Below are 12,803 nucleotides of genomic sequence, written 5' to 3'. Positions count from 1 at the left end.
TAATTAATTATCGGATATATGCATATGTTCCGCTACACTATGGTGAATAGTGGATTTATGTTGGGCTTTTTTGAATTTACCTTTCAAAACAGGAGGTGAGTTTTTCGCAATAGTCTTCACACGCTTCAGCGTAAGTGCATCCAACCTAGCACCAAATACTACTGCTGTAAAAATAATCAGCGGCAACATCAAATAATCGGAATATGACGCCCCTATAAAGATCAAGCCAATAAAAAACAATTTGATTACACCAAGTGTTATGGCCACCTTGTCATGAGTCAGACCCATCCGCATCAAGAAATGGTGTACATGGTTTTTGTCAGGTGCAAAGGGAGAGCGACCTCTTCTGATCCTTCTGGCAAAAATACGGGTAGTATCATAAACTGGAACGATCATCAAGGCTATTCCTGAAGCAATGGGCGCATTGAATTTCCAGGGATGATTGGCATACAAAGTTCCATTGGTATCGATGAAAAGTACCGTGAGAACAGATAGCACAAAACCCAAACTGAGCGAACCCGTATCCCCCATAAATATTTTGGCGGGGTGCCAATTAAATACCAGAAAAGCCAATACAGCACCAACCAAAATCATACTGAAGGTACCGTAGCTTTCCATGCCCACTGCCATAAACCACCAACCGAGAAATCCAAAAGTCAGAATACTAATGGTACCGGCAAGACCATCCAAACCATCGATTAAATTAAATGAATTGGTCAGGCCGATAATGGCCACAAATGTCAATAGATAGCTTATTACTATGGGGATTTCATAAATACCCAGAAATCCATAAAAACTGGATATTCTAATATCGGACATAAATACCACCATGAAGGTAGCGACGAATTGTCCTGCCAATTTCTGCATGGGGGAAAGCTCCACCAAATCATCCCTTAAGCCTACAAAAAACATCAGGGCCAAGGCCGCTACCACATAACGGATCTGTACCAGTTCGTGAAGGTTTAACCAAATAAAGGAGGTGATCAAAACAGTGAGGACGATTACTATTCCACCCATGGAAGGGGTATCATTCTTGTGGATTTTCCTTCCTCCAGGCTTGTCCACTACCTGCATTTTCTTGAATGCACCAATGAGCACAGGCATGGATAAAAAACCGATGAAAAAGGCCGTTAAGATTGTCAATAAAATAACCATAAAAAAGAGATTTAGGCAAATGAAGTCAGTTTTTCAGTAAAAACCAAATTACGACTTTAAATTCATTTTTAAATCAATGAACAAAACAAATACCAATTAGGCTGAAATAAATATAAATTTTAATCAATAAAATTCTATAAAGTAAAAACGTAGGCTCAACATACATTTTTTAAGGTATTAAAGGCTGAAAACGCAATAAATTATTTTTATTGAAAGAAAATCTAAGCTGTTATTTTTTTTATAAACTTTGGTTAAATCTTATTGAATTAACTAAATGAATTTGGTAAATATTAATTAACAGGCTTACTCAAACCCTTCTGTTTTTGGAACAAATAGATCAAACTAACTTGGCTATGCACAGAAAACAAGTTTTGACCTTGAGGAAAGTCTGGTGTACTATTTGGGGAGAGTTGCCATTGGTAGTTCAAGGAATTCACAAAATTGATATTGGAACTGATGATCAGATTATCCCATTGCCAATCAGCCAATAACCTAGCCGAAAGATCTACCCACCTTCCTTGTTCAGAAGGATCGGGAAATCTTTTTTGATAGATGTCCTGATGTCTATTCAAGCGTTCTAATCTCAATCCTAATTTTTTGAATCCTTTCACCCAAGAAGCTTCCAAAGTTTGGACATTGCTGCTTGGTCCAACTCCTGGACCTAGCATTTGACCTTGATTCGTGAAACCATGATGAACTGGAATATGCCCTCCCCAGTTCTGTGCACCGCCAGTCCCTGGATATCTGATTATTATATTGATTGACTCCTGTTGCTGCACAACTTCTCCTCTTACTTGTATGAATGCTTCATTTAGTATTGGGATTAACTTTTTAAATCCAAAAAGATAAGCTCTAGCATGTTCTGGATTTAATATTGCCTCTCTCCAATTTAGCGCATGGTCTCTCCTACCATATTCAAAATAAACTTCAAACTTAGCTTTTGGATTGACGAATCTTGCAAAGCCTGAAAGCTGTTGATCTTGCCCTCTTCGATCAAATTCTAGAGAATTAGATGGGTCTTCAACCAACCTTTCTTTTTGAAAACCCTCAAAAATTGGAAATAAATCTCCAAAACTTTTTGTTCTCATAGAATTGTATTGCTGAAAAGTCCTTGAAACTCCTACAAAAAATCCAGAAATCCATTTGGGCTGATAGATAAAAGATATTCCATTCAAATATCTCCAATCATCCTTTAAAAGCTGATTTATGGGAGAGTCAAAACCAGATCCCTCGAGTCTGCCTAAAATAACTTGCCCCTCAAAGTTTCCTAAAAAAGTTTTAGCTGGTCTTCGTGTATTCAATGTCAAGTGTCTGAAACCAAAAGCATTATTTGAAAAAATGAGTGAATTGAATTGACCTGGCCCCCACCAAATATTTTCTGTGGAAGCGCCAACCGAAAAGGCACCAAAATTTAACCGAACACTACTTTGGCCTGGAAGTATTTTTGAAAAATGACCATCACCAAACCTTTCTAAATATTCGGTATTATTAGATTTCATTGGACCTATTTCAAAATCCCTATTTTGAGCATAAATATATTCAGGCTGTATCTGAACCGATAAGGGTCCAACACTTGCAAAAAAACCAGATGACACGTAGTATTGAAAACCAACATTATTGATCAGCGTAGATACCTCAGGGTAAATTGTTCGAGAAGAATATCGACTTTGAAGGTTTAAAGGGAGTATTCCATAATTATATGGTAACTTTGAATTAAAAATGCTTCCTTTATTTATTATAATCTTTTCAATATTTTCAGTAAGTAACTGGTAGGCATTGTTTTGAAAAAATAAAGAAGATGAATCGCTCGTTATTTGCATTCTTCTATTTTGCTCAAGAACAATTAAGTTGTTTGTAGAAATTTTTTGGCTATAAAGATAATTAGGTAGAGTGAAAAATATCACAAGAGTTAAAAATGCAATACAATTAAGTTTTAATATGTTCATTTACGGATTATTTACGAAGAATTTTAAAATATAAAGGTTTTAATAAAGAAAGGGGCAGAAGTCTTAATGGAAACCTAATTATTACTGATCGGAAAAAATCAAATCGTGAAATTAAATTTTCTTTATACGCAACCTTTAAAAATCTATATTCTAGTTTTGCATATTTATAACCACGTCTTCGATTAAACATATTATTGCCAACTCTAAAATAAAGTAAGGGTTCCTGAAAATTATAAAATTTATTGCCACTTTTTATTAGTCTAAGCCATAAATAATAATCTTCAAACAAAATCATAGACTTATAGGATCCAGCCTTAAGAATAGCAGATTTTCTAAAAGTAACGGAAGGATGGTTAAAAGGAGATCTTTTTTTTGAATATTTTAAAATTTCTTCATGTTTTTCTGGAACTCTTTTAATTATTCCTAAGTCACCAGGAAAACCATTAAACTCTTCGATATTAGAACCAACTAAATCATATTCAGGATTATTAATTAAAAAATTGATTTGTTTTTCAAATCTTGTCTCAAAAGAGATATCATCACTATCCATTCTTGCTACTATTTCATGACTACAAAATAATAATCCATCTCTTAAAGCTTTTCCTAACCCTTCATTTTTATCTTTAGGTAAGATCTTAATAGGGAGTTTAGTTTGAAAAAAAGATATTACTGCCTCTAATTCCGGGGTAAGCTTTCCATCTTTCACTATAACAACCTCTTCTGGAGATAAAGTTTGTAAAAGAATACTATTAAGTGATTCAATAAAGAATTGGGGGTTTTCTTTACTATATACTGAAATTAAAACAGAAAAAGGGTACACTGAAATAAATTAGTTATGATTTTACATTTACTTGAACCATATTTTTCAAATATTTTTTATTGTTTTGTTTTATAAAAACAAAAATTAACGAAATAAAAATTATAACAATAACGTCTAATAAATAAGAAGCTATTGCTCTGCGTATAAAAAATGGAGCTTGTACAATAAAATAAAATAATAGCGCATTATTGATTAAATTATATCTAAAAAAAATTAAAAGTTTCTTAATTAAAAAAAAAGATAATGAAATAATTATAATTCCTGTTACGTGGAAATACATTGATGAATTCGAACCATGCCTAATGCCTAGGTCAATAATATCTTTAGGTAAACCAACTTCTGCTAACCGATCTATTACACTTTCATAATTTAATACACTTTTAGCAAAAGGAATAATTTCAGATACAAGTACCGTAAATCCAAAGTTTAAATCATAGGAAAGATAAGCTCCTATGTAGATCGGGTTAATGTGTTGATAAAAATAAATAAAAGATGAAATTTCCGATTGTGAAGAAAATGGAAGAATTCCGCTCCTCAGAGGTTGAAGTATGTATATTAAAAAAAACAATGAAGCCAAACCGTAGATAAATAGCCTTTTGTAATTAATTAGCTGAATATACCCCAAACTATAAATTAATCCTGTATAAATAATAGGAAATCTACTATTATTAAAAAGTAGTTGGTAAAATGAAATAAAAAAAAGTGCAATAAAAACTAATTTGCCCGGTTTATATGAGCCAATTATTATGTAGGTTATGGCATAAAATATTATTGCTAAATAGCTAATTGAAACAAAAAAATAAATAAAAAAACAAATGCTTAAAATTACTTCTAAAAGAAGCGATGTTGGTTTTCTTTTTTCAAGATTAAAATTTGTCCCATTTAAAAACCATATTAAAAAAAAACCAAGAGCTAGATAGGTAATAGAAAATTGTAGAAAAAGGTATTTACTTACAATAAATGTTTTGAAAAAATGTAAGGTCACTTCATTATTTTCATTAGCAAAAAAATATGGAATAATATAAAAAATTGGAGGAAGGATTATATACAATAAAATAAAATATTTTTTCATCTAATATTATACAAAATATTCAAATCAATAAACTCTTTAATTGATCACCTGTTTTAATTTGATCTAGGCCAAAATAAAAATTAATACAATCTTTTTGGATTTCAGTTATTTCCATTGAAAAACAATTAAAACACCTGTATATTTCGTTCTTTTCTTTTACCATTGATTTATAATCTCTATAATCTCTTTGTTTAAACTCTCTTTCATCAAACACTTGAAAATTGACTTCCTGATTAAAAATCATTTGAGGCTTTCCTAGATAAGTTACATATCCAATTTGAGTTCCAACATTATTTGAAATAACAAAATCTGATATTTTTATTATTGATTTTAATCTAGATAAAAAATAAAAATCGTTAATATTTCCGGCAGATACTATTCTATATCCCAAATCGCTATAATACTTAACATATTCTATGTTCAACGCATCCATCCAATATAAACAAACTACGACTGTATCAAAGTCACTTTTTATTTCATCTATTTTGCTTTTAAAATTGTTTAAGTCAAAAGAGACATTAACTCCTTTAATGGAATGAGAAGGAATAACTAGAAGTATTTTCCCGAGTTTATCCTTGATTTCATTAAATTCATCAACTGTAAGAAAATCATCAGCATAATGAATATATGGGCCAATTTTTATTACTTCTTTATTGCACTTTTCTTTTATGTACAACTCCCTATTCTTAGAAAAAGTAATAATCCCTTTAGAATCCCAGATAATTTCATCTCTTTTAACCAATGATCCCAAAAACAACCCATGTTCTATATAAAAATCAATATTCTCTTCACGATTTATATATTTTTTCAACCAAAAGGATAATCCATAATAATTATTGTCAATAATTCTTTCTATCGGATAAATTTTTAATGGCTTTGAAATTTCTTTAAAATCAAGAAGAGGTAATTTACTCCTTCGATAAATTTCAAAAATCGAAGCTTTATTTTTGTATCTCAACAAATTAACAAATAATTCATTAACTACTCTGTTTTTAATTATTATCTGTTTAAAATAATCTTTCATCTTTGTTTAAAAACCGTTATTTAACTAATAAAACATTATTTTACCTCTGGTCAAAAAGTAAAAGAATCGAATAGAATCAAGCTAAATCATTTAGAAATAACTTAATTTTTTCTTGATACGCCTTATTTGATAGATTTTCTAAATAAAAAATGTAGGCATTTTCTCCTAATTTTCTCCTTAAATCAAAAGATTTAACAGCGGAAGTAATTAAATGAGAAAGCTCTTTGGGATCAATCAATTCATCAAATAATAACGAATTAATTTCATGCTGAAGTACCCCTATATTTCCATCAATATTGGAGGCAATAATACACTTTTTCATAAACATTGCTTCTCTAATAATCGTTGAAAGGCCTTCCTCTTTAGATACTGAAATAACTATATCCGCCTGATCCATGATTTTATGATAATCTCTTTTATTTCCAAGAAAATCAATTTGAGAATTTGAATCAACCAAAGCGAGAAAATCACTACAATAATCAGGGTATATATTTTTCAATAAAGGGCCGGAAAATACAAGTTTACAATTAGTAATCTCACAAGAGGTTACAGCTTCATTAAATGCCTTAATTAGGAGAATCTGATTTTTTCGTGGTTGTATAGATCCGGCACAATACAATAAGGTTTGATTATTTGTTTTTTTGTCTGTTATTTTAAATGATTTTTTCTCTAATGATGTAGTAGCATAAGACAAATACGGCTTTACATTTAAATATAAATATTCTTTATTAAAATCCTGAAAATGTTTCGGAGACTCAAAAATTAAAAAATTTGCAAACATCAATCTTTGAATGAAGAAATTTCGTTGATTTTCATTGGTAGGAAGATTACCTGTTTGAAAAAGTATTATTGTTGAGTTAGGATGATATTCTCGTATATTTTTGAATAAAGCCAAATCCAAATTTGTTGAAAAGATAATTGGATTTTGAATTTCATCCTGAAAAAGAAAACTTAAAGGTCTTATCAATTTTATTGCTAAGTTAAATTTAAGCTCATTTATAATTGCTTCAATCAACCCAATAATACGGTTTCTTTTGGAAGTTAGAAATACTGATTTTATACCCAAATTTAATAATACCTCATGCAAGTCTATTAAAGATCCATTTGCACCATTTTTACGATTATAGGCCTCTGCAATGATGAAAATATTCAACTTTTTAATCATTAAATCACCTCCTAGTTAAATTAAAGTAAACGTACAACCGATAAATCAATTCAGCAAAATAGGTAGTAACTGTTATAAGAATAAATACCATTAAGGAATCTAACATATTAAATAAATATGCAAATCCGGTCAAAGAAAGATAAACTACTGTAGTAAAAATAATGCTATAAAACATGTATTTATTCTTACCAAATGCTATAAGAACGTTTGATCCTACAAAACTACTAAGACCTAGGAAAATAGGTGCGAATAGAAAAATTCTCAACCCCATTAGGTCAATTTCCGTTCCAAGCATTAGATCTGCTATTAAAGGTAACAAAACATTCACGCCAAAAGTGAGTAAAACAAGAAAATAAAATACCTTAAAAATAATTTTTTTTATTAATCCTAAATTCCTCTCTATAGCAATTCTAGGAAACAAAACAACACTAAAAGTTGTCACAGGTTTTACTACTAGATTCATTAGCTTTATCCCTAAATCGTATAAAACAACATCTGAAACACTCACAAAGTTACCTAATAACAAATAGCTTACTTTATCTTTTATAGATGCAAATAAATTAGTAGAGAACAAAGGGAATGCATCCTTGACATATAGCCAAATTATTTCTGATTTTGGCAAATAAAAACCTATCCTATCCTTTACATAAACTATATATAGAGCAAAGAGTCCTCCAATAATAAAACCAGTAGATGTAAGTATAGGAATTATGTAGTAGTCGTCTGGCTTATTAACTAAAATAAATATTAATATTACTGAAAATATTCTCGTGACTACATTTATTAAGGTTATCCACTTCATTCTTTCCAAACCAAGAAAATAATACTTTGGAAATAAGAGTTCATCAGCGACTAGAAAAAAAGCAAAGCTAAAGAGAATGGTGTGATCAGAGTAAATGTTAAATTTATAAAGTAGAGTATAAAAAATTACTCCGGAAATAAAAAAAACACCCATACGAACAACTAATACCGAATTGACAACTTCGGCTAGTTTATTTCTATCATGCCTATGAATTGAAATAAATCTTGTGGTTACCTCATTAAATCCAAAACTTATGAAAATAGAAATGTAACTTGCAACAATTTGAGAGATCAAAACCCAACCATATAACTCTTTACCTAATACCCTTACTAAATAAGGATAGGTCAATAGTGGCATTACTAAAATGAAAATTTCTAATAACGATAGGTATTTAAAATTAGTAACATATACTTTATTACCTTTTAAAAAACACTTAATTTTATCTAAGTTAAACTTCAATTTTGTGCTTTTATTAAAATTATTTTAACAAATATTTTTCATTGAAAGATTCACCTTTTTCTAAATCTTTATTTATCTGCATGCCCAAAATATTTTTTAAATATTTCGGATGCATCCCAAAACCAGGTCTAATGCTTTTCACATTTTCCTCTGTTATTATCTCTCCTGCTTTAATATCCTTAACCACATAAAGAGACCTACAGAAATCTCTTCCTTTTTCCTGTTTTTCGGTCAGGCTATAATCAACTACTCCAATAGCTTTTTCAGCTTCTCTCACTGCTTTCACCATCTCACCAAATTCTTGTTCATTCATGGAAAATGATGCGTCAGGACCTCCAACGGAACGGTCAAGAATAAAATGCTTTTCAATGATTTTTGCCCCAAAACAAGTTGCAACTACAGGAACAGTACTTCCCATGGTATGGTCTGAAAGTCCAGTTATTACCCCATACCTTTCTGCCATATCTTTTACCATCACCATATTGGCTTCCTCAATTGGAGCTGGATAACTCGAAGTACATTTCAACAAAGCAACCTCTCTGTTTCCCATACGGTAACAGGCATCCAAGGCCAGTTCAATATCATCTTGGGTAGCTATTCCTGTGGAAATAATAACAGGCTTTCCTTTGGCGGCTACATATTCTATCAATGGAATATCCGTGATTTCAAAAGAAGCAATTTTGTAGGCAGGTGCATCTAAGTTTTCAAGAAAGTCCACTGCTGTTTTATCAAAAGGAGAACTGAAACAAACGAGCCCCTCTTCTTTAGCTGCATCGAAAAGCGTTTCATGCCATTCCCAAGGGGTATAGGCAGATTGATAAAGTTTATAATATGTCTGCCCGTCCCAAATTGAGCCTGACTTAATAATAAAATCCTCTTTATCACAGTCAATTGTCAAAGTGTCCGCTGTATACGTCTGAAGTTTTATAGCATCTGCTCCAGCTCTTTTCGCAGCTTTAATTGTTTCAATGGCAGTTTCCAGGCTTCCATTATGATTTGCTGATAATTCAGCAATTATAAAAACTTTTGAACCTTTATTAATTTCGAAATTATCTATTTTCATTGTCTATTATTCAAGTATTTTTCCGGATTGAATTTGAAAATCTATGTCTCTATACCTTTTTATTTTTATTACTCCATTTGGTGATTTGACCAAAAAAGGTTCAGTAGAAAGGATTAAACCATTTGGTATATCATCCTCATAACCTCTTTCATCAAAGACTACTTCATCAATTACTATTTTCTTTGAACCCAAGGAGGAGAATGCTCCTGGATATGGATATGCCTGGGCCCTAACCCAATTTCTAATCCTTTCCTTTTGCCAGTTCCAATCAATTCTTCCATCCTCTGGTGTTCTTTTTCCAAAATATGTAGCTTTTAAGTTGTCTTGTGGTAATAAAATCAATTTGCTACTTTCGATTTTTGAAATTACCCGCTCGATTAATGGAATATAATTTTCACTATATTTTCTAAGGATTTCGGCCCCTGTTTCATAATATCCAATAGGTATTTTTATCTGCTCAATAATATCACCTGTATCACAGCCATTATCAATAAGATGGGCTGTAATACCTGTTTCAACTTCGTTATTGATAATTGCCCAAACATGTGGTGTTCTCCCCCTATATTTTGGAAGTAATGATCCATGTATATTAAACGCAATTTTTGAAGGTAATCTGATCAAATCTTTCTCAATAATAAAAAGGTAATTAACCGAGATCAAAACATCTATTTGTTTGTCTTTTATAAAGTCTTGACTTCTTCCATCTCTAGGGTTACCTATAAAATAAGGTACTTTTTTTTCTTTTGCTAATTGTATAATATCAGTAGACTTTCTATCCGTCATCACAAAAGTCAATCCCGATTTGGCAAGAAAATATTTTACAACATTTTGCCCCAATTGTCCACTAGCTAACAAACCAATCCTCATAAAGTATTATTTATTTTGGAGTGAATTACTACATCAATAAACTTACCATCATAAAGGCAATGTTCATTTATAATAGCATCTTTAAAAAATCCGTATTTTTCAAGCGTTTCATATAAATGAGGCCTTAAATCAAATGCGTATACAAATATTTTATGTAGCTTAAGACCTTCAAACGCTACTTTTTCAATCAAGCCCAAATAGGTCTGCCAGTGAAAAGAAAAGAAATCCTTTTCCAAAGCAGTATTCATGATAAAGGAAATCTCCGCATTTTTATCTATCCAGTTGATATGGACCAGTCCTCCATAACCGATGCATTTTCCATCCTCCAGATAGGAAAACAAAATCTGATTGGGGTATTCTTGTTCAAAAAGTTTAGCAACCACACTCCCAAAATAAGCATCCTGATCTGCTTCTGTCAAGGGTCTATTCTGGCGCAAATGGTAAATCTGTTCATTTCGCCATTTCATAATGGCGTATTTATCCTCCATTCTGATAGGCACAATAGAATAACTACCAGTGGAAAAGACCTGCTTATTTAAGACTTTGTAAGTAGCCATATTTCAGTTCGGCCAAATGCCAATCATGTAAATTATCAATATCCTGAACTTCAAGGGGAGAAAGCTCGATAGTCTTTGTATTGTCAGTAAAAAGTTTTTTGTTCAACAGAAACCTTTCCACATCAAACCAATACCATTGACCGGCATCATGGAACACTTCTTCCAAATCCTGGGATCTGCTGTTCAGGTGTTCTTTCCAAATCATTTCTACAGTACCTTCTCTGTCTTTTCTTAGGCCTCTCCAGACAGGATATCCAAACTTTACAGTTGGGAATACAGCATCAGCAACTGACTCCCGCAGTAAATTTTTACCATGTACTAATGAATCTATAGTAACAAAAGGAGCTGTCGGATAAATGCAGCAGGCACTTATAAATTTCCTTCCTTGTTTACTGTATTCCATTAAGACCTCTTCAATAACATCCGAAGTAGTGGAATGGTCATCTGCATTTTTTTCCGAACGAAAAAAAGGCACCTTAGCCCCAAACTTTTCAGCTATCCTGGCTATTTCAGCATCATCTGTAGACACCATTACCTCATCAAAAAGTCCTGAAGATAATGCTGCCTCTATACTGTAAGCTATAATGGGTTTACCGGCAAAGTCTTTGATATTCTTTCTTGGAATCCGCTTGCTCCCTCCCCTTGCCGGTATGATACAGATGTCAGCCATTGAAAAAAGAAAGTATGGTATTTATGACAAATTCCTGTTCTTCGTTGGTTAAAGTTGGATACATAGGCAGACTGATACAGTTTTTATAATACTGCTCTGCATTGGGCATATCTCCTTCCTCCCATCCAAACTGTCTGTAATAAGGCATTAGATGAACAGGAATATAATGGATCTGGGCGAAAATATTTTGTTCTCTAAGGTGTTGGTAAAGACCTAATCGGTTTTCTACCTCAATTACATACAGATGGTAGACATGGCCGTCGACCACTCCTGACTGACCTTTGATAAAAGATTGACCTTGAAAAGCCTCATGATATTTTTGTGCTATTTCCCTTCTTCGTTCCAAACCTTCGTCTGCTCTATTTAATTGGCTTAAACCTAAAGCCGCCTGAAAATCAGTCAATCGGTAGTTATAGCCCAATTCCTGCATTTCCATATACCAGGAAGGGAATGTGGAATGTGGAATGGAGAATGAAGAATGGTTGGTTCCGCTAGCGAATTCAATTGAATTTTCAAATAAAGATTCATCTCTAGTGATACCGTGGGTTCGGAGCATCAAAAGTTTTTTGTAAAGGTTCTCATCGTTGGTAGTAATCATGCCTCCCTCGCCTGAAGCGATGTGTTTGACAGGATGAAATGAAAAAATTGCCAATTCAGCAAACTTACCATTCCCGCAATGCTGTTTTTGCCCCTTACTATCTATAAAATATCCCCCTGGGGAATGACATGAATCCTGGATAATCCACAAGCCATACTCATCAGCCAGTATTCTAAATGCCTCCAAATCCACCGCTCTACCTGCAAAATCAACTGGAATAATGCCTTGATAAGTACCTTTTGGTGAAGCTTCCAATAGTTTTCTAACTGATTTAATATCTAAGAGATATGTTTCTGGATCAATATCAGCAAATATAACCTCTCCCCCACAATAGCGGACACAATTGGCAGATGCGGCAAAAGTTATCGGAGTCGTGATCACTTTATCCCCTGGATTTACTCCCAGTGCTAGGGCATTCAAATGAAGAGCGGCTGTACCATTGGCTACTGCCACAGCATATTTGGAACCGACATAGGATGCAAAGGCATCTTCGAATTCCTTGATTTTAGGGCCTTGTGTCAGGTAATCTGATTTCAAGGTCTCCACTACAGCATGAATATCTTCGTCTGTAATATGTTGTCTTCCGTAGGGTATCGGTTTCATTT

12 protein-coding genes are annotated in these 12,803 nt (G+C 32.5%); all 12 read right to left on the bottom strand.

The features are described from left to right. Nucleotides 1-3: 3 nt before the first annotated feature. The gene (locus ACFFIP_RS15430; protein ID WP_382388595.1) at nt 4-1,155 is read right to left on the bottom strand and encodes a glycosyltransferase family 4 protein; all 1,152 of its coding nucleotides are present in this window, start codon (nt 1,153-1,155) and stop codon (nt 4-6) included. A gap of 290 nt (nt 1,156-1,445) precedes the next feature. Beyond that, entirely contained in the window at nt 1,446-3,101 is a 1,656-nt protein-coding gene (locus ACFFIP_RS15425; RefSeq protein ID WP_382388594.1) for a capsule assembly Wzi family protein, read from the bottom strand. A 7-nt stretch (nt 3,102-3,108) separates the two neighbouring features. Next, nucleotides 3,109-3,921 carry a glycosyltransferase gene (locus ACFFIP_RS15420; RefSeq protein ID WP_382388593.1) on the bottom strand — a complete coding sequence of 271 codons (813 nt, stop codon included), beginning with the start codon at nt 3,919-3,921 and terminating at the stop codon, nt 3,109-3,111. Between the two features lie 13 nt (nt 3,922-3,934). Next, entirely contained in the window at nt 3,935-4,993 is a 1,059-nt protein-coding gene (locus tag ACFFIP_RS15415; protein WP_382388592.1) for an O-antigen polymerase, read from the bottom strand. Between the two features lie 19 nt (nt 4,994-5,012). After that, complete coding sequence (locus ACFFIP_RS15410; protein ID WP_382388591.1) at nt 5,013-6,017, bottom strand: hypothetical protein; 1,005 nt, start codon at nt 6,015-6,017, stop codon at nt 5,013-5,015. A gap of 76 nt (nt 6,018-6,093) precedes the next feature. After that, nucleotides 6,094-7,182, bottom strand: a complete 1,089-nt coding sequence (locus ACFFIP_RS15405) for a glycosyltransferase family 4 protein (protein ID WP_382388590.1) — start codon at nt 7,180-7,182, stop codon at nt 6,094-6,096. A gap of 4 nt (nt 7,183-7,186) precedes the next feature. Then, on the bottom strand, nt 7,187-8,443 hold the full coding sequence (locus ACFFIP_RS15400; RefSeq protein WP_382388589.1) for an oligosaccharide flippase family protein: 1,257 nt from the start codon (nt 8,441-8,443) through the stop codon (nt 7,187-7,189). Nucleotides 8,444-8,462: 19 nt separating this feature from the next. Further along, nucleotides 8,463-9,506, bottom strand: coding sequence for a pseudaminic acid synthase (pseI, locus tag ACFFIP_RS15395; protein WP_382388588.1), 1,044 nt, complete (start codon nt 9,504-9,506; stop codon nt 8,463-8,465). A 6-nt stretch (nt 9,507-9,512) separates the two neighbouring features. Further along, nucleotides 9,513-10,373, bottom strand: coding sequence for a methionyl-tRNA formyltransferase (locus tag ACFFIP_RS15390; protein ID WP_382388587.1), 861 nt, complete (start codon nt 10,371-10,373; stop codon nt 9,513-9,515). Next, a complete protein-coding gene (locus tag ACFFIP_RS15385; RefSeq protein ID WP_382388586.1) occupies nt 10,370-10,930 on the bottom strand; it encodes a GNAT family N-acetyltransferase in 561 nt (186 codons plus the stop codon). Before ACFFIP_RS15385 ends, ACFFIP_RS15390 begins: the two co-directional genes overlap by 4 nt. Beyond that, complete coding sequence (gene pseF / locus ACFFIP_RS15380; RefSeq protein WP_382388585.1) at nt 10,905-11,600, bottom strand: pseudaminic acid cytidylyltransferase; 696 nt, start codon at nt 11,598-11,600, stop codon at nt 10,905-10,907. The genes ACFFIP_RS15385 and pseF overlap by 26 nt, the downstream gene beginning before the upstream one ends. Continuing rightward, nucleotides 11,593-12,801, bottom strand: coding sequence for a UDP-4-amino-4,6-dideoxy-N-acetyl-beta-L-altrosamine transaminase (pseC, locus tag ACFFIP_RS15375; protein ID WP_382388584.1), 1,209 nt, complete (start codon nt 12,799-12,801; stop codon nt 11,593-11,595). Before pseC ends, pseF begins: the two co-directional genes overlap by 8 nt. Nucleotides 12,802-12,803: the final 2 nt, after the last annotated feature.

The organism is Fontibacter flavus (assembly GCF_042432905.1).
In the GTDB taxonomy this organism is placed as follows: Bacteria; Bacteroidota; Bacteroidia; order Cytophagales; family Cyclobacteriaceae; genus Fontibacter; species Fontibacter flavus.
Note: the sequence above shows the minus strand (reverse complement) of the source record. Positions and strands in the feature narration are given on the sequence as shown.

Coding starts and splice junctions, on each gene's coding strand:
- ACFFIP_RS15430 (WP_382388595.1), bottom strand. CDS start 1,155: ATGGTTATTTTATTGACAATCTTAACGGCCTTTTTCATCGGTTTTTTA.
- ACFFIP_RS15425 (WP_382388594.1), bottom strand. CDS start 3,101: ATGAACATATTAAAACTTAATTGTATTGCATTTTTAACTCTTGTGATA.
- ACFFIP_RS15415 (WP_382388592.1), bottom strand. CDS start 4,993: ATGAAAAAATATTTTATTTTATTGTATATAATCCTTCCTCCAATTTTT.
- ACFFIP_RS15410 (WP_382388591.1), bottom strand. CDS start 6,017: ATGAAAGATTATTTTAAACAGATAATAATTAAAAACAGAGTAGTTAAT.
- ACFFIP_RS15405 (WP_382388590.1), bottom strand. CDS start 7,182: ATGATTAAAAAGTTGAATATTTTCATCATTGCAGAGGCCTATAATCGT.
- pseI (WP_382388588.1), bottom strand. CDS start 9,506: ATGAAAATAGATAATTTCGAAATTAATAAAGGTTCAAAAGTTTTTATA.
- ACFFIP_RS15390 (WP_382388587.1), bottom strand. CDS start 10,373: ATGAGGATTGGTTTGTTAGCTAGTGGACAATTGGGGCAAAATGTTGTA.
- ACFFIP_RS15385 (WP_382388586.1), bottom strand. CDS start 10,930: ATGGCTACTTACAAAGTCTTAAATAAGCAGGTCTTTTCCACTGGTAGT.
- pseF (WP_382388585.1), bottom strand. CDS start 11,600: ATGGCTGACATCTGTATCATACCGGCAAGGGGAGGGAGCAAGCGGATT.
- pseC (WP_382388584.1), bottom strand. CDS start 12,801: ATGAAACCGATACCCTACGGAAGACAACATATTACAGACGAAGATATT.